Source organism: Brachybacterium sp. ACRRE (assembly GCF_022346485.1).
Lineage (GTDB): Bacteria > Actinomycetota > Actinomycetes > Actinomycetales > Dermabacteraceae > Brachybacterium > Brachybacterium halotolerans.
On record NZ_JAKRMO010000044.1, the window covers coordinates 1 to 16,735 of the forward strand.

Annotated in this window: 14 protein-coding genes; 11 read left to right on the plus strand and 3 right to left on the minus strand. The window is 71.7% G+C overall.

Features of this window, described 5'->3' with window-relative positions; genetic code table 11:
- Together MHY49_RS12875 and MHY49_RS12880 are read left to right on the plus strand one after the other, a co-directional pair.
- Window positions 1-262 (plus strand): hypothetical protein (locus MHY49_RS12875; RefSeq protein WP_239204684.1); only part of this gene is annotated, 262 nt, incomplete at its 5' end.
- The gene (locus tag MHY49_RS12880) at window positions 255-1,682 is read left to right on the plus strand and encodes an APC family permease (protein WP_239204686.1); all 1,428 of its coding nucleotides are present in this window, start codon (window positions 255-257) and stop codon (window positions 1,680-1,682) included. The genes MHY49_RS12875 and MHY49_RS12880, both read left to right, overlap by 8 nt.
- Here the strand turns inward: MHY49_RS12880 and MHY49_RS12885 are convergent.
- Entirely contained in the window at window positions 1,594-2,445 is an 852-nt protein-coding gene (locus MHY49_RS12885; RefSeq protein WP_239204688.1) for a sugar phosphate isomerase/epimerase family protein, read from the minus strand. The genes MHY49_RS12880 and MHY49_RS12885 overlap by 89 nt on opposite strands.
- Before the next feature lie 288 nt (window positions 2,446-2,733).
- On the opposite strand from MHY49_RS12885, the gene MHY49_RS12890 reads away from it, so the two are divergent.
- The 4 genes from MHY49_RS12890 to MHY49_RS12905 are packed head-to-tail and all read left to right on the plus strand — an operon-like array spanning window position 2,734 to window position 6,562.
- A complete protein-coding gene (locus MHY49_RS12890) occupies window positions 2,734-4,038 on the plus strand; it encodes an extracellular solute-binding protein (RefSeq protein WP_239204690.1) in 1,305 nt (434 codons plus the stop codon).
- Between the two features lie 10 nt (window positions 4,039-4,048).
- Complete coding sequence (locus MHY49_RS12895) at window positions 4,049-5,005, plus strand: carbohydrate ABC transporter permease (RefSeq protein ID WP_239204692.1); 957 nt, start codon at window positions 4,049-4,051, stop codon at window positions 5,003-5,005.
- Window positions 4,995-5,930 (plus strand): carbohydrate ABC transporter permease, encoded by a 936-nt coding sequence (locus MHY49_RS12900; protein ID WP_239204694.1) that lies wholly within the window; start codon window positions 4,995-4,997, stop codon window positions 5,928-5,930. The genes MHY49_RS12895 and MHY49_RS12900 overlap by 11 nt, the downstream gene beginning before the upstream one ends.
- Window positions 5,927-6,562 (plus strand): hypothetical protein, encoded by a 636-nt coding sequence (locus tag MHY49_RS12905; protein WP_239204696.1) that lies wholly within the window; start codon window positions 5,927-5,929, stop codon window positions 6,560-6,562. The genes MHY49_RS12900 and MHY49_RS12905 overlap by 4 nt, the downstream gene beginning before the upstream one ends.
- Before the next feature lie 42 nt (window positions 6,563-6,604).
- On the opposite strand, the gene MHY49_RS12910 is transcribed toward MHY49_RS12905, so the two are convergent.
- Window positions 6,605-7,579, minus strand: a complete 975-nt coding sequence (locus MHY49_RS12910; RefSeq protein WP_239204698.1) for an alpha/beta hydrolase — start codon at window positions 7,577-7,579, stop codon at window positions 6,605-6,607.
- A gap of 201 nt (window positions 7,580-7,780) precedes the next feature.
- Window positions 7,781-8,767, minus strand: coding sequence for a dienelactone hydrolase family protein (locus MHY49_RS12915; RefSeq protein WP_239204700.1), 987 nt, complete (start codon window positions 8,765-8,767; stop codon window positions 7,781-7,783).
- 197 nt (window positions 8,768-8,964) lie between these two features.
- Between MHY49_RS12915 and MHY49_RS12920 the strand changes: the two genes are divergently transcribed.
- The 5 genes from MHY49_RS12920 to MHY49_RS12940 all read left to right on the plus strand — a co-directional run bounded on the left by MHY49_RS12920 (window position 8,965) and on the right by MHY49_RS12940 (window position 16,735).
- Complete coding sequence (locus tag MHY49_RS12920; RefSeq protein WP_200501653.1) at window positions 8,965-10,305, plus strand: MFS transporter; 1,341 nt, start codon at window positions 8,965-8,967, stop codon at window positions 10,303-10,305.
- A 43-nt stretch (window positions 10,306-10,348) separates the two neighbouring features.
- Entirely contained in the window at window positions 10,349-11,701 is a 1,353-nt protein-coding gene (locus MHY49_RS12925; RefSeq protein WP_239204702.1) for an MFS transporter, read from the plus strand.
- Between the two features lie 102 nt (window positions 11,702-11,803).
- Entirely contained in the window at window positions 11,804-12,982 is a 1,179-nt protein-coding gene (rhaI, locus tag MHY49_RS12930) for an L-rhamnose isomerase (protein WP_239204704.1), read from the plus strand.
- Between the two features lie 58 nt (window positions 12,983-13,040).
- Entirely contained in the window at window positions 13,041-15,083 is a 2,043-nt protein-coding gene (locus MHY49_RS12935) for a bifunctional aldolase/short-chain dehydrogenase (protein WP_239204706.1), read from the plus strand.
- Window positions 15,080-16,735 (plus strand): rhamnulokinase family protein, encoded by a 1,656-nt coding sequence (locus MHY49_RS12940; protein ID WP_239204708.1) that lies wholly within the window; start codon window positions 15,080-15,082, stop codon window positions 16,733-16,735. The genes MHY49_RS12935 and MHY49_RS12940 overlap by 4 nt, the downstream gene beginning before the upstream one ends.

Consider the following 16,735-nt stretch of genomic DNA (forward strand, 5'->3'; position numbering starts at 1 on the left):
GTTCCGGGGGTCGGAGGGCGTGTTCTGGGGGTCGGAGGTGGTGCTCTGGGTCATGGCGGTCCTTCCTGCGGCGGGACGACGCGGGCCGACGGCGCGCTGCGCGCGGCTCCTGCGGGTCGTGGTGATCGCACAGTACGTCCTGCGGGCTCGTCGGACCCTGAGCACTCGTAGCATGGCCGGACTCGTCGTCCCCGACCCGCGCCCCGCGCCCGACCCGGACCCGGACCTCGTCCCCGACTCCCCCGGAGGCCACCTTGGCTGAACTGAAGAAGTCCCTCGGCCTGCCCTCGCTGATCGCCCTCGGCGTCGCCGGGGTCGTCGGCTCCAGCTGGATCTACACCTCCTCCTCGTTCTTCGCGGACCTCGGTGCGGGCGGCATGATCATCGGCCTGCTGATCGGCGCGGCCCTCGCCGCCTGCGTGGCCCTCGCCTACGGCGAGATGACCAGCGCCGTCCCCCGCGCGGGCGGCGAGGTCGTGTGGGGATACACGTCGCTCGGACGCTCGGCGGGCTTCGCGACCGGCTGGTTCCACATCGGCGCCTACATCTCCTCCCTCGCCTTCTACGTCACCGCGTTCGGGACGCTGCTGGCGAAGTACATCCCGGCGATGGACGCGATCCCCCTGTACTCGGTCGGCGGCGCTCCCGTGACGCTGCCCGTGCTCGCCGCCGGTCTCGCCCTGACCCTGGTGATCTTCGGGCTCAACTGGTTCGGGGTCTCGCTCGGCGCGCAGATCCAGGTGGTGCTGTTCGGGGCGATGCTGCTGATCGGCGCGGCGCTCGTGATCGGCGCCCTGGTGGTCGGGTCCCCCGCCAACCTGTGGCCGATGTGGACCTCGGAGCAGCCGCCGGTCGCCTCGACCCTGCGGATGGTGGTCCCCGGCATCACCTACGTGGTCGGCTTCTCCCTGGTGGCCGTGCTCGCCGAGGAGTCGAGCCTGTCCCCGCGTCGGGTCGGCCGCGCGGTCGTCGCCACGGTCGGCTGCGCCGCCGCGTTCTACACCGCGGTGCTGCTCGCGACGGCGTACGTGGTCCCGTGGGAGGACGTCGCCGGCATGGACCTCGGGACGATCGACGCCTTCACCGCGGCCGGGCTGCCGCTGCTGGGGCTCGGCGCCTTCCTCATCGCCGTGCTGGGGCTGATCACGAGCTTCCTGGGGCTGTTCGTCGCCTCCAGCCGCGTGGTGCTCGCGCTCGCCCGCTCGCGCCTGCTCCCCCACGGCCTCGCGAAGGTCGACGAGCGCTCGGGCGTGCCGCGCCGGGCGCTGCTGTTCATCCTCGTGGTCACCGTGGCGCTCGGCCTGCTGGGTCCGGGCGCGATCATCTGGTTCCTCGACGCCGGCGGCGTGTTCCTGGGCGTCGTGTGGTTCCTCGTGGTGCTCGCGAAGTACCGTCTGCCGCGCGTCTACCCGGGACTGGACCGCACCTACCGGGCCCGGCCCACGTTCCTCCCGGCCGTCGGCGCCCTCGGCGCCGTGCTCGTCATCGTCTTCACCCTGGTGCCCGTGCCGGGCGTGGAGATGTCCCTGCAATGGCCGCAGGAGTACCTGATCCTCGCCGCCTGGGTGGTGCTGGGCGCGGTCCTGTTCGCCCTCACCCCGCGACCGACGGACCCCGAGCGGGCGTTCGACGAGATGGTCGGCCCTCTCGCGGGGACCCTGCGGGAGGCGAAGCGAGACTGAGGGGATCGGCCGCGCGCACCACGGCGAGCGCGGCCGGCAGCTCCTCGGAGAGCTCGTCCCACGAGCACTCGATCGTCACGTCGGCCGTGCAGCCTCCGCGGCGCAGGGCGTCGAGGAAGGCGGCGATCGGCCAGTCGCCCCGCCCCGGCGGGGTGCGGCCGCTGTCGGCGACGTGGATGTGGCCGACCCGGGAGGCGTGGGCCTCGACCGCGCCCAGTGACTCGCGCTCGTGCTGGACGTGGAAGAGGTCGGCGACGACGCGCATGCGCTCGAGGCCGTGGGCGTCGAGGAAGCGGGCGGCCTCGGCGATCGTGTGGATCAGGTCGGTCTCCTCCCGGCGGAGGGGCTCGAGGATGATCTCGAGGTCCCTCTGCTCCGCGAGCTCCCGCGCGAGGCGAAGGACCTCCGCGAAGCGGGCCTCGCCGTCCTCGCGCGGCACGTCGGCCCCGATCGTCCGGGCGGCGCCGCTGCCCAGCACCACCTTCGCGCCGGGGCGGGCGATCGCCGCGACGGCGTCGAGCGCCGTGGTGAGGTACGCGCAGATCACCACGAGCGGCACCGAGGGATCGGAGACCCGCAGGGTCGAGGGCACCAGCACGGCGCACGAGCCGATGGGCTCCACGGGAGCGACCTGCGCGGCGCGCCACTCACCGGGAGAGGCCTCGACGACGAGCCCGCCGACGACGGTCGGCTCGAGGTGATCGGCCCCGGCGCGCAGGGCCGCGGACTGCTGGGAGATGTCTGCGATGACTCCGTGGGGCACGGGGACTCCTCGTCGATCGTGCGTGCCGGGATGCATGGATCCTGACACGTTTCAACCCTCACGGCCAGCGTCTCGGCGACATCCGGAGCATCCTGCGCTCCGCCGACGACAACACCGTGCAACCGCTTTCCAGCTCAGGTGAGCGTGATCACACTCGTGCGGCATCAGTGCACTTGCACGCATCGAGCGCCGACCCCGCACCGGAGCGGGCGGGCGCGATGCCGCCCCGCAGGCCGCACGACAGCCCGGACGGCGCGAGGACGCGCCCGTCGCACAGCGAGGAGCCGCATGTCCCTCACCCGCCGCACCCTGCTCGCCGCCTCCGGCGCCGGTGCCGTCGCCGTCGGCGGCGCCGCCTGCGGATCCGGTGGGGCGATGGATCCCTCCGCGCCCCTCGACATCGACGTCGCCGACGCCGACCTCTCCGGGTCGATCGCCCTGCTCACCCCGGATTTCGTGGGCGATGACCGCGCCGCGCTCGACGACGACGTCATCGCCCCCTTCACGAAGCGGACCGGCGTCGACGTCTCCGTCGACCAGGTCGACTGGAACAAGCTCAACGAGAAGATCTCCACCGGCATCGCCGGCGGCATCATCGCCGACGTGATCATGACCGGTGTCGGCTGGACCCAGCCCTTCGCCGAGAAGGGCATCTTCGCCGAGATCCCCGCCGACTTCATCGAGAGCCTCGGGTACGACGAGAGCGTGCTCGTGTCCACCCGCTACGACGGCCGGTACTACTCCCTCCCGCAGGCCCTGGACCTGCGCTTCATCGGCTTCCATCCCGAGCTGCTCGAGAAGAGGGGCATCGACTCCGCGCCCGAGTCCCTCGACGAGCTCGCCCAGGCGGCCGCGGAGCTCACGGGGGACGGCGTGGTGGGCCTGGACTTCCTCTCCGGCAGCGCCGGCAGCGCACGGCAGGCCTTCGTGTTCCTCCTCTACGCCTTCGGCGGCACCATGTTCAGCGACGACGGGCTGGCGCCCCGGCTGCAAGAGGAGCCCGGGCGGCTCGCCCTGCAGTGGATGCTCGACTGCATGGACACCGGCGCGATCGACTACTCGATCCAGGCCGCGGAGGGGCAGCCCTCGCCCTTCCAGCAGAAGACGGCCGCCATGTCGCTGGTCTCGACCGGGAACTGGCCCACCTGGCAGACGATGACGCCCGACCTGTGCGAGAAGGGCGCCGTGGGGACGTTCCTGCTGCCCAGCGGCGTCGACGCCGACCCGGTCATGTTCCAGGGCGGCACCTTCATCTCGATCTCGAGCCTGTCGAAGAACAAGGACGCCGCGGCGGCCTTCATGAAGCACATGCTCGACCCCGACATCCTCGGGAAGGCGAGCGCCGCGACCGGCAAGGTGCCGCCCACGCCCGACATCCCCGAGACCGAGGGCATCCGCAGCAATCTGCTGATGACCTTCGGCCTCGAGAACCTCCCCTACGCGGGGGCGACCGAGGGCGGCTCCGCCGCCTACATGGAGGTCAGGAGCAATCTCGACGGCATCGTCGAGACCTGCCTGACCGGCAGGGCCTCGGTCGACCAGACCCTGGCCGACATGAAGAAGCTGTGCGACGGCGCGATCAGCAGGATCTGAGGACCGGACCATGACGACCACCGCCCCCACCACGTCCACGGGTCTCACGGCCGCCGCCGCGGGTCCCCCTGCTCCCGAGCCGCGGCGACGCCGCTCCGTGCGCACCGCCGAGAAGCGCTGGGGGCTGCTGCTCGCGGCCCCGGCGACCCTGCACACGCTGATCTGGATCGGTGCGCCGATCGTCGTCGCGATCGTCCTCAGCTTCACCGCCTACGACATCATCCACGCCCCGGAGTTCTCCGGGCTCGAGAACTACGCGACGATCTTCACCGATGGCCTGTTCTGGCTCTCCGTGCTGCACAACGTGATCATCGCGGCCGTCGGGATCCCCATCTCGATGTTCCTCGCGCTCGTGTTCGCCACGATGCTCAACCGGGCCCTGCCGGGCCGCGGCGTGTTCCGGGTGATGATCTTCCTGCCCCACATCACGGCCACCGTGGCCGTCGCGATGATCTGGCTGTGGATCTACAGCCCGTCGCAGAGCGGCCTGATGAACGTGGTGCTGGGGCTCGTGGGGATCAAGCCGCTGCCCTTCCTCACCAATCCCGACCTGGCGCTGGGCAGCGTCATCCTGGTGACGATCTGGCAGGGCATCGGGCTGAAGTTGCTCATCTACCTGGCGGCGCTGCAGGGCGTCGACGAGCAGATGTACGAGGCGGCGGACCTGGACGGCGCGAACTTCGTGCAGAAGTTCTTCCGCATCACCGTGCCGATGCTGAAGCCGGCGACCTTCTTCATCCTGGTCACCTCGCTGATCTCGAACTTCCAGACCTTCGACCTCATCTACATCCTCACCGAGGGCGGTCCCGCGAACTCGACCTCCGTGGTCACCTATCGCATCTACCAGACGGCGTTCCAGGAGTTCCGCGTGGGGCTCGCCAACGCCCAGTCGGTGATCCTGCTGCTGATCCTGGTGGTGCTCGCGTTCCTGTCCCGCCGCATCGTCGGAGGCACCGATGACGACTGACCACGCCCCGAGCATCACCGGCACCGCCCCGTCCGCGACGCCCGCACGGGACCACAGCCTGCGACGGCGCAAGCGCACCTCGAACGCGCTGGTCCTGGCGTTCCTCATCGTCGCCTCGGTGATCATGGCCGCGCCCTTTCTGTGGATGGCGATCTCCTCGATCCGCGATCCCACGGAGCTCGCCCAGGTGCCGATGCCGCTGATCCCGAAGGATCTGCGGCTCGAGAACTACAGCGAGGCGCTGGGCCGGGCGCCGTTCGCGACCTATGCGCGCAACAGCCTGATCCTCGCGACCGCGGCCGCGGCGCTCAACGTGGTCTTCGCGTCCGCTTGCGGGTACGCCCTGGCCAAGCTGAGGTTCCGGCTCGCGCCGGCTGTGTTCGGCTGGATGGTCGCGTGCATCATGATCCCGTTCTACGCGACGGTGATCCCGGTCTTCCTCATGGTGCGCCACATGCCGCTGTTCGGCGGGAACACCCTCATGGGCGTGGGCGGTACCGGCTGGATCGACACCTGGTGGGCGCTCATCGTCCCCGGCGCCGTCTCACCGTTCATGGTGTTCCTCTTCCGCCAGTTCTACGTCTCCACGCCCTCGGAGCTCATCGAGGCCGCGCGGCTGGACGGGGTGAGCGAGTTCGGGATCTTCACGCGGATCATCACCCCGCTGATCCGGCCCGGGCTGCTGACCGTGGCCCTGCTGAGCTTCGAGGCCGGCTGGAACAACTTCCTGTGGCCGCTGCTGGTGACGACCTCCGACGACCTGCGCGTCATCCAGGTCGGCATCGCCTCCTTCAGGCAGGAGGCATCGACGGACTGGCACCTGCTGATGGCGGGGACGACGCTCGCCGCGGTGCCGATGATCGTGCTGTTCCTGATCTTCCAGCGGTACTTCGTGCAGGGCTTCGCCTCCTCGGGGATCAAGTGACGTCGGAACCGGCGGACGAGGCCCGGGGACTGCTGCGGTTCTTCGTGGTCCCGGGCGCGCTGATCGCGACGAACTGGGCGGCGCTGCTCGGTGCGCTCACCGTGATCGGCCTGGTGCCGGCGCTGGCGGCGGCGACGCGCACGACGAGCCGCCTGCGTGAGCAGCCCGACGTCGCCTTCCGATCGACGCTCTCCCGCGCCCTCGGCACCCTGCGGCGGGACGCCCCGACATCGGTGCTCACCGTGCTGGTGATCCTCGCGATCGGCTTCGACGCGCTGTTCGTCGCATCCCTTCCCAGCCCGTCCCGGGTGTTCGTGGCGGGGATCCTGATCCCGCCCGCCTGGGCGACGATCGCGTGGATCTCCGCCTACGTCCGGGTGGCGGCCGAGTCCGGGACGGTGAGCTGGTTCGAGGTCGCGCGCGAGGCGATGGGGCTGTGCGTCTCCCGTCCCCTGCGCGCGGCGCTGGCCCCCGCGGCGGTCATCGCCCTGTCTCCGCTCTGGCTGCTGGCGCCGCTCACGATCGCGTGCGGTTTCTCGGTCCCGCCTCTGGTCGTCGGGGCCCTGTGGGGAGCGTGGGGTGCGGACGCTCGAGAGCCGCGGACGCCAGCCCGCGCACGCCGCACGAGCTGAGGTGGTCTCAGGGTCCGTTCCGACCCCGGGATCACGCCCGGCTCACAGCTCCCGCATAATCTGGGCCATCCGGTCCATCGACTCCCCCGCCTCGCGCAGGCCCACACGGTTCAGGTGCCCGTGGCTCACGCCGCGGCGCACCACGTGCTCGACGTCGACGTCGGCCTGCGCGAGCTGGTCGGCGTAGGCGCGGGAGCTGACCCGCAGGTCGTCGAACTCGTCGGACTCGATGAACGTGCGGGGCAGGGCCGCGAGGCGCTCGGCGGAGGCGAAGGCGGGGAACACGGTGGCGCCGGCCTCCTCGGGGTCCCCGCCCACGTAGGCCGTGCGCATGATCTGCATCGTCTCCGGCGGGAAGCGCAGCACGGGCGGGGTGACGGAGAGCGCCGCCTCCTCCTCGGCCGTGGGCTCCGGGAGCGAGGCATGGGCGACGGGGTACATGAGCAGGGAGGCGGCGAGCGGGATGCCCTCCTCGGTGAGGCGCAGGGTCGTGGCCGCCGCGAGGTTCCCTCCCGCGCTCGCTCCGCCCAGGGCGATCCTCAGCGGGTCGGCGCCCAGCTCGTCGGCGCTCTCGCGGGCCCAGTGCACAACGGCGCACACGTCGTCGCCGGGGATCGGGGCGTGCACCCCGCCCCGCGATCCGCCGACGCTGCGGGCGGCATTCCCGCCCATCTCCGGGGGCTCGTCGCACAGGCGGTAGTCGACGGACACCACGACGGCGTCGGCCCTGCCGGCGACGCCGCGCGCGACCTGATCGGCCTCGGGCATCTCGAGGTCGCCGTGCATGAAGGAGCCGCCGTGGCACCACACCAGCAGCGGGCGCGCCGAGAACGACGGCCCCTCCGGGGTGTACACGCGCACCGGCACGGGACCGTGCGGTCCCGGGACCTCGCGATCGAGCGTCCCGACCGCCCAATCCTCCGCCTCGCCGTAGGGGGCGTCCCACGCCTCACGGACCTCCTCGTCCACCTCCTCCCAACCGGCCGCGTCGCCGAGGTCGCGCATGCGCCGTGCCATCTCTCCGTGAGGAGGCTGCGTGGGCGACGGGGAGGGGGTCTCGGACGGTAGGTCGGCGGGCATCAGTGCTCCGATCGGTCGGGGGGAAGCGCTCGCGCAGGCCGACGGACGGGCACCGCTGCGAACCCAGGAGGAGCTCCGATCCTTTCACATCGAGGACTCCGCCCGGGGTCGACGGCGAGGCGGCGGACCGTGCGCGGATCAGCCCAGCGCGTCCATCAGGAGGTCGACGGACTCCTCCCCCACGAGGCGGTGACCTGCATCGGTGACCACGAGCCGGGCTCCGCGGCCGACGTCGCGGGCACCCTCCCGATCCGCCTCGAGCCGCGCGAACGAGGCCCGGGCGGCGGCGATCGGGAACAGCGGGTCCGCCTCCCCCGCTTCGAGGACCAGGGACCGTGGCGCGACGAGCGCGGCGATCTCGGCCATCTCGAACGCGGGCAGCAGCCCCGGTACGACATTGCACGGGCAGTGGGGGCGCGCGGCGATGCTCGCGGCGAAGGACGAGAAGAAGTTCGCGACCAGGGCCGCGCGAAGTCGGGTGTCGAGCGCTGCGAGGAGCAGAGCGACGGCGCCTCCGCCGGAGCCGCCGACGACCCCGACCCGCTCCGCGTCGACATCGGCCCGCGATCGCAGCGCCGAGACCGCGGCCGAGGCGTCCGCGACCCGTGCGCCGAGCACGGGACTGCCGTGCAGGAGATACCGGGCGGCGTCGACCGCGCAGCTGCTCTCGGCAGGGCCGTACGGGGCGGCGCCCGGCGCGGGCGGCGTGCGCCGCTGTCCGAAGGAGATCATCTCCGGCACGAGCACGGCGACGCCCCGGTCGACGAGACGCCGGGCGATCGCCCCGTGGTACGCGTCGCCGTCGCCGACGAGCGCGCGCATCCCCGCCCCGTGCCCCGGGACGAGCACGACGGCCGCTCCGCTCGCGCGCCCGGGGGCGGGGCGCTTCAGGAGAGCGGGGAACGGGTCCCTGCCCTCGGGCGCCACCTGCACGGCCGCGGGTTCGCCGGGTGCCGGCGCCTCCGGGCCGGCGTCGGGGCCCGGGCCCGGGACCGGCGACGCGGGGCCGACGAGGTGCGCGGCGGGGGCGAGCGCGCCGGGGCCATCGCATCCGAGCAGGGCGCGAAGACGGGCGCGCGCGGCCTCGCGCGGATCCGGGGGCGGCGCCTGGTCGGTCTGCGTCATCACGACTCCATCTTCCCGCCACAGACCGGCCCCGGGCGCCGCTCGGGGCAGCGCGGCCGCATCCGCTTGACGAATGAATCGTTTCAGATCTACGGTGTGCATCGCCGGCCCACCACGGCCCCGCCCGCAGCACGGAGATCGCGCCGCGGACCGCACCCCTCGACCGGCCCCGCAGCACGACGAAGGAGTCAGCGCTCATGCCCATCGGCCGACCCAAGCCACTGACCGGCTGGAAGGCGACCGCGGCCGTCTCGATGTCCAACTACATCGATTCCGGCTCGATCATCGCGATCGCCACGTCCCTGGGGTTCTGGGGCGCCGCCTACTTCCCCGACGACAGCGGACGCATCGCCGGGCTGCTCGCCGCCTTCAGCTCGAACGCCTTCGGCGCCGCCGTCGGCGCGCTCATCGGCGGTCCGCTCTGCGACAAGTACGGCCGCAAGTTCATCTACACCTACGACCTGCTGCTGTACGCGGTCGGCGGTCTGATCGCGACGTTCGCGATGAACCTGCCGATGCTCTTCGTCGGCTTCATCGTCATCGGCCTCGCGGTGGGCGCATCGGTGCCCGCAGGCTGGACGTACATCGCGGAGTCCGCGCCGACGCATCAGCGCGGGCGCCACATCGGCGCCACCCAGCTGGCATGGTCCGTCGGCCCGTTCATCGGCTTCGGCCTCGCCGCCCTGCTCTCGCCCCTGGGCCTGGTGGGCAGCCGGATCATCTTCGCGCACCTCGTGGTGATCGCCCTGGTCACCTGGTACATCCGGCAGGGCCTCTACGAATCCGAGGCGTGGCAGAAGTCCAAGGGCGGACAGCAGGCCAAGGCCCCGTCGATCTGGACCTCCCTGCGCGGCCTGTTCAGCCGCAAGGCCAACATCACGGCGCTGCTGTTCCTGGTGGCGATCTACACCTTCTGGAACCAGGCGGCGAGCCAGAACGGGATCTTCCTGCCCACGATCCTGTCGTCGATGGGCTTCGGGACGCTCGCCTCGGACCTCTTCTCGATGCTCACCTGGGCGTTCGTCATCATCGGCACGATCGTGTTCATGGTCTTCGTCGACAAGGTGTCCTACCGCTGGTTCTTCCTCGTCGGCGGGGCGATGGCCGTGGTCTCGTGGGTCGTCCTCGTCTTCGGCCCGTCCACCGCGGCGGCCACCGCCTTCGGCTACGCGATCCTGTGGGGGCTCTCCTCCGGCCCGTCGGCCCAGGCCTTCTACTCGGTGTGGTCCCCCGAGCTGTTCGCGACGCCGTACCGCGCCGGGGCCCAGGGACTGGTCTTCTTCACCGTCCGCGTCGCCTCGGGCATCATCTCGCTGGTCTTCCCCGTGATCCTGATGGGCGCGAACGGTCTGCTCATCGACGGCCTGATCCTCATCGCCTTCCTGCTCGCCTCGACGCTGATCGGCACGATCTTCGCCCCGCGCACCCAGGGCAAGGAGCTGCGCGAGATCGAGATCGAGCGGTACGGCGAGGTCGTCTCGGCCGGACTGCTCGATGCCGAGGCGGGACGCCCCCGGACCGACGACGAGGGGCGCTGACCATGCACCACGACGACCTCCGCCCGATCCCAGGAGCCCGGTCATGACCACAGACGCCGTGTCCGCCCGCGCTCCCCATCCGTGGCACGTCGCGATCGTCTGCGGCATGGCCTCCTACATCGACGCCGCCGCGATCGTGAGCTCCGGGATCGCCCTGGTGATCTACCAGCAGGCGATCGGCCTGACGAACGGCCAGGTGGGGATCCTCTCCGGGCTGCTCACCTTCTGCATCGCGATCGGCGCGATCACGGGCGGGCGACTGGGCGACCGGCTCGGCCGACGCCACGTCTTCATCGCGACGATGGCGATGGTGGTCCTCGGGGCCGTGCTCCTCGTCCTCGCGGGCACCTTCACCAGCCTGCTGCTGGGCACGGTGCTCGTGGGACTCGGCACCGGCGCCGACCTGCCGGTCTCGCTCGCCACGATCTCCGAGGCCGCGACCGACGCGAACCGCGGGAAACTGCTCGGCTTCTCCCAGGTCCTGTGGACCGCGGGCATCCTGGGGACGACGGCCACCTCCGCCGTGGTGGGAGGAATGGGCCACCTGGGCGGGCAGATCATGTTCGCCATGATCGGGGTGATCGCGCTCGTGGTCCTCGCGCTGCGGCTGACGATCCCGGAGTCCCGCTCGTGGCAGGACGCCCACGCCGAGCGCCTCGCCGGGGCCGACACCGTCCGCGCCCAGCGCACCGGCCTGGAGGACCTGCTGACCGAGCGCCTCTATCTCGTGCCCTTCGCCGCGATCCTGGTGTTCTACTTGCTCACCAACATCGGCGCGAACACGGGCGGCCAGTTCGGCACCTGGATCGCGGTGAACGTCGTGGGCGTCTCGGTGCAGCTGAACTCCCTGATCAGCCTGGTGCTGTTCCCCGCCGGGTTCCTCTGGGCGTTCCTGTTCATGCGGATCGTGGACACGCCGCACCGCATGACCTGGTTCCTCGTGGGCGCCGTGGCGCTGGTGGTCTCCTACCTGCTGCCCGCCGTGCTGGGCTTCTCCCTGCCGGTCTGGATCATCATGCAGATCGTCAACGGCTTCGGCGGCGGCTTCGCCTTCGAGGCCATCATGAAGGTCTGGTCCCAGGAGTCCTTCCCCACGCTCATGCGCTCGAGCGCGCAGGGCACCACGATCGCCGTGGCCCGCGTGATCGCGGCCGTCGCCGGCATCCTCACCCCGTCCCTGCTGTACGCGAACCCTCGCGCCTTCTACGCGGGGATCGCCGCGGTGGTGCTGATCGGCGTGGTCGTCGGCCATCTCGTGTTCCGATCCCGCCGCGCGAACCTCTTCGACGTCGAGGCGAAGGACCTCGGCGAGGCGCAGGAGGAGCTGATGGAGCAGGGGCTCCGCGCCGATGCTCCCGCAGGACCGTCCGCCGGGGCCCGCCCCGGACCGCCCTGACCGCCGCTCCACTTCCGTCGTCCCGACCCACGATCCCAACCCACCCGCTCGATCCTCCCGTTCACCCCGCTCTACCGCTCCACCCGCGAAGGAGACCGCCCCATGACGCAGCTGACCGCCCTCCCCGACCCGATCGCCCGCGACCTCGCCGACTTCTCGATCGAGGTGCCCAGCTGGGGCTACGGGAACTCCGGCACCCGCTTCAAGGTGTTCACGACGCCCGGCACCCCGCGCGACCCGTACGAGAAGATCGCCGACGCCGCCCAGACGCACGCCTTCACCGGCGCCGCCCCGCGGGTCTCGCTGCACTACCCGTGGGATCGGGTCGAGGACTTCGGGGCACTGGCCGACTACGCCCGTGAGCAGGGCGTCACCGTCGGCATGATCAACTCCAACACCTTCCAGGACGACACCTATAAGTTCGGCTCCCTCACCCACGGCGACAAGGCCGTGCGCCGCCAGGCGATCGACCACCACCTCGAGTGCATCGACGTCATGCGGGCGACCGGTTCGAAGGAGCTGAAGATCTGGCTGGCCGACGGCACGAACTACGCCGGCCAGGACTCGATCCGGGAGCGCCAGGACCGCCTCGCCGAGTCCCTGCAGGAGGTCTACGGCGGCCTCGCGGACGACGAGCGCCTCGTGCTCGAGTACAAGTTCTTCGAGCCGGCGTTCTACCACACGGACGTCCCGGACTGGGGCACGAGCCTGCTGCACTGCCTCGCCCTCGGCGAGAAGGCGATGGTGGTGCTCGACACCGGCCATCACGCGCCCGGCACCAACATCGAGTTCATCGTGGCCCAGCTGCTGCGCCAGCAGCGCCTGGGCGCCTTCGACTTCAACTCCCGCAACTACGCGGACGACGACCTCATCGTGGGGGCCGCCGATCCCTTCCAGCTGGTGCGGATCCTCTTCGAGATCGTGCAGCAGGGCGCCCACCGGCCGGAGTCGGGCGTGAACTTCATGCTCGACCAGTGCCACAACCTGGAGTCGAAGATCCAGGGCCAGATCCGCTCCGTGATGAACGTGCAGGAGGCCCTGGCCAAGGCGCTGCTCGTGGACCGCGAGGCCCTCGCCGACGCCCAGCGCCGCAACGACGTGCTCGAGGCGAGCGGCATCCTCATGGACGCCTTCTGGACCGACGTCCGCCCGGCGCTCGAGGCCTTCCGCGAGGAGCACGGTCTGCCGGCCGATCCCTTCGCGGCGTTCCGCGCGAGCGGCTACGAGGAGAAGGTCGCCGCCGAGCGCGTGGGCGGCGACCAGATGGGCTGGGGCGCCTGACCCCTCGCCCGTCGGCCGGACCCCGTCTCCCCTCCGCATCCTCGACAGGAGAAACTTCATGACCACTGCCCGCGAGACCATCGACGCGCTCCTGGAGCGCTCCCACCAGCTGGGCGCGGACCCGCGCACCACGAACTTCGCCGGCGGCAACACGTCGGCCAAGGGCACCGACACCGACCCCGTGACCGGTCAGGACGTCGACCTGCTGTGGGTCAAGGGCTCCGGCGGCGACCTCGGCACCCTGCAGGAGAAGGGCCTCGCGGTGCTGCGCCTGGACCGCGTGCGCGCGCTGCGCGACGTCTACCCGGGCGTGGAGCGCGAGGACGAGATGGTCGCGGCCTTCGACCACTGCCTGTTCGGGAAGGGCGGCGCCGCACCCAGCATCGACACCGCGATGCACGCCCTCGTCGACGCCGCGCACGTGGACCACCTCCACCCCGACGCGGGCATCGCGATCGCGACCGCTGCGGACGGCGAGCGCCTGACCCGCGAGATCTTCGGCGACGACGTGGTGTGGGTGCCGTGGCGTCGGCCCGGCTTCCAGCTGGGCCTCGACATCGCGGCCATCAAGGAGGCGAACCCCCAGGCCATCGGCTGCATCCTGGGTGGCCACGGCATCACCGCCTGGGGCGAGACCTCGCAGGAGGCCCAGCAGCGCTCCGAGCGGATCATCCGCGAAGCCCAGTCATATCTCGACGCCCACGGCGCCGCCGATCCCTTCGGCGCGCACGATGCGTCCCGCGAGGCGCTGCCCGAGGACGAGCGCCGCGCGAAGGCCTCGGCGCTGCTCCCGGTGATCCGCGGGCTCGCCTCGACCGATGCGCCGATGATCGGGCACTGGACCGACACCGAGGACGTCCACGAGCTCCTGGCCGGGGAGAAGCTCGCGGCCCTCGCCGAGCTCGGCACGTCGTGCCCCGATCATTTCCTGCGCACGAAGGTCAAGCCGCTGGTCCTCGACCTGCCGTCGGACGCCTCGACCGAGGAGCAGGTGGCGCGCCTGCGCGAGCTGCACGAGGCCTACCGCGAGGACTACGCCGCCTACTACGCGCGCCACGCCTCGCCGGACTCCCCCGCCATGCGCGGCGCGGATCCGGCGATCGTGCTGGTCCCGGGGGTGGGCATGTTCTCCTTCGGGGCCGACGCGCAGACCGCGCGGGTGGCCGGCGAGTTCTACGTCAACGCGATCCGGGTGATGCGCGGCGCCGAGTCCGTCTCGACCTACGCGCCGATCGACGAGGCGGAGAAGTTCCGCATCGAGTACTGGACGCTCGAGGAGGCGAAGCTCCAGCGCCGCCCGAAGCCCAAGCCGCTCGCGACCCGCGTCGCGCTCGTGACCGGCGCCGGATCCGGGATCGGGAAGGCGACCGCCGAGCGGCTCGTCGCCGAGGGCGCGTGCGTGGTCATCGCCGACCTGAACCTGGAGAACGCCCAGGCGGTCGCCGAGGAGCTCGGCGGACCGGACCGCGCCGTGGCCCTGCGGGCCGACGTCTCGGACGAGGCGTCCGTGGTGCAGATGGTGGCCGATGCGGTGCTCCCCTTCGGCGGCATCGACCTGATCGTCAACAACGCCGGGCTCTCCCTCTCCAAGCCGCTGCTCGAGACGACGGCGAAGGACTGGGACCTCCAGCACGACGTGATGGCGCGCGGCAGCTTCCTGGTCTCCCGCGAGGCGGCCCGGGTGATGATCGACCAGGCGATGGGCGGGGACATCATCTACATCTCCTCGAAGAACTCCGTGTTCGCGGGGCCCAACAACATCGCCTACTCGGCGACCAAGGCCGATCAGGCCCACCAGGTGCGCCTGCTCGCCGCCGAGCTCGGCGGCCACCAGATCCGCGTCAACGGCATCAACCCCGACGGGGTCGTGCGCGGCTCCGGCATCTTCGCGGGCGGCTGGGGTGCGAGCCGCGCGAAGGTCTACGGGGTCAAGGAGGAGGAGCTGGGCGAGTTCTACGCCCAGCGCACCCTGCTCAAGCGCGAGGTGCTCCCCGCGAACGTCGCGAACGCCGTGTTCGCGCTGACCGCGGGCGACCTCTCCCACACCACCGGTCTGCACATCCCCGTCGACGCGGGGGTCGCGGCCGCGTTCCTGCGATGAGCCCGGGACCGGCGGCCGACGGGTCGCGCCCGCAGGCGGACGGGGCCGACGGGGCGCGACTGCGGGCAGAAGGGGCGGACGGGGCGCGCCCGCGGGCCGACGATCGGCCTCTCGCCGTGGCCGCGATCGACCTGGGCGCGACCTCGGGACGCGTGATGGTCGGTCTTCTGCACCCGTCGCCCTCCGCCGCGACCGACGACGGCGGCCGCGGCGACTGCGGCCGCGGCGACGACGACAACGACAACGACGACCAGACCGGCCGCCTCGACCTGCACGCCGCGCACCGCTTCGAGAACCGCCTCGAACGACGCGATGGTCATCTGAGCTGGGACATCGATGCCCTGTGGGAGCAGGTGCGGCAGGGGCTCACGGCCGCCGAGCGTCTCGCACGGGACCTCGGCGCGGACGGCATCGCCTCGATCGGCGTGGACTCGTGGGCCGTCGACTACGCCCTCGTCGGCCCCGACGGCGAGCGGATCGGCGAGGTGATCGCCTACCGCGACGATCGCACCGACAGCGCCGCGGAGAGCGTCGCCCGCCGCGTCGACGTCGGGCGGCAGTTCGCGCTGACCGGCATCGCCCAGCAGCCCTTCAACACCCTCTACCAGCTCGCCGTCGACGATCGCCTCGCGAATGCCCCCGACGGCACGCAGGCGCTGCTGGTCCCGGACCTGCTCTCCTTCCTGCTCACCGGCGAGCGCCGCACGGAGCTCACGAATGCCTCGACGACCGGGATGCTCGCGGCAGGTGAGAACGCCTGGTCCCCCGAGCTGCTGGGGGCCGCGGGCGTCACGAAGGAGCAGTTCGCGCCGCTCGTCCGGCCCGGTGAGCGCGTCGGCACGGTCCGCAGCGACCTCGCGCGCGAGCTGGGCATCGGTGAGGTGCCGGTGATCGCCGTCGGCTCCCATGACACGGCCTCGGCGGTGCTCGCCGTCCCCGCCGCGGAGGACGACCCCGTCGCCTTCATCTCGTCCGGCACCTGGTCGCTGATCGGCCTCGAGCTCGAGTCGCCCGTCCTCACCGAGGCGGCCCGCGGGGCCGGTTTCACGAACGAGCGCGGCGTCGACTCCACGTTCCGCTTCCTCAAGAACGTGGCGGGGATGTGGCTGGTCAGCGAGTCGATCGCGCAGTGGGAGGAGTCCGGGGCGCGCATCGACCTCGACGACCTGCTCGCCGCCGCGGCAGCGGTCCCCGGCGACAGGTTCCGGATCGACCCGACGGACCCGTGCTTCCTCGCCCCGGGCCGGATGGCCGACCGCGTGGCCGATGCCGCCCGCGTGATCGGCGGCGACGAGGAGCGCCCGCGCACCCCGGCCCAGCTGGTGCGCTGCATCCTCGAATCCCTCGCCGAGACCTACCGGGACGAACTGCACGCGGCATGCCGTCTGGCGCGCCGCCCGCTGCCGGAGCGACTGCACGTGGTGGGCGGCGGCAGCCGGAACCGCCTGCTCAACCAGCTGACCGCGGACGCCCTGGGCATCGAGGTCGTCGCGGGGCCGATGGAGGCGACCGCACTGGGGAACCTCACGCTGCAGGCCCGCGCCCTCGGCGCGATCCCCCACCGCCCCGGCTCGATCCGCGAGCTGGTCCGCGCGAGCGTGGAGCTGGAGGTGTTCGCGCACGGAGGGACCTCGGCATCGAGCGCTCGGTGA

What these genes read in the sequence shown, in the direction of transcription:
- MHY49_RS12890 (WP_239204690.1), top strand. Translation starts at nt 2,734, where the DNA reads ATGTCCCTCACCCGCCGCACCCTGCTCGCCGCCTCCGGCGCCGGTGCC.
- MHY49_RS12895 (WP_239204692.1), top strand. Translation starts at nt 4,049, where the DNA reads ATGACGACCACCGCCCCCACCACGTCCACGGGTCTCACGGCCGCCGCC.
- MHY49_RS12900 (WP_239204694.1), top strand. Translation starts at nt 4,995, where the DNA reads ATGACGACTGACCACGCCCCGAGCATCACCGGCACCGCCCCGTCCGCG.
- MHY49_RS12910 (WP_239204698.1), bottom strand. Translation starts at nt 7,579, where the DNA reads ATGGCACGGCGCATGCGCGACCTCGGCGACGCGGCCGGTTGGGAGGAG.
- MHY49_RS12915 (WP_239204700.1), bottom strand. Translation starts at nt 8,767, where the DNA reads ATGACGCAGACCGACCAGGCGCCGCCCCCGGATCCGCGCGAGGCCGCG.
- MHY49_RS12920 (WP_200501653.1), top strand. Translation starts at nt 8,965, where the DNA reads ATGCCCATCGGCCGACCCAAGCCACTGACCGGCTGGAAGGCGACCGCG.
- MHY49_RS12925 (WP_239204702.1), top strand. Translation starts at nt 10,349, where the DNA reads ATGACCACAGACGCCGTGTCCGCCCGCGCTCCCCATCCGTGGCACGTC.
- rhaI (WP_239204704.1), top strand. Translation starts at nt 11,804, where the DNA reads ATGACGCAGCTGACCGCCCTCCCCGACCCGATCGCCCGCGACCTCGCC.
- MHY49_RS12935 (WP_239204706.1), top strand. Translation starts at nt 13,041, where the DNA reads ATGACCACTGCCCGCGAGACCATCGACGCGCTCCTGGAGCGCTCCCAC.
- MHY49_RS12940 (WP_239204708.1), top strand. Translation starts at nt 15,080, where the DNA reads ATGAGCCCGGGACCGGCGGCCGACGGGTCGCGCCCGCAGGCGGACGGG.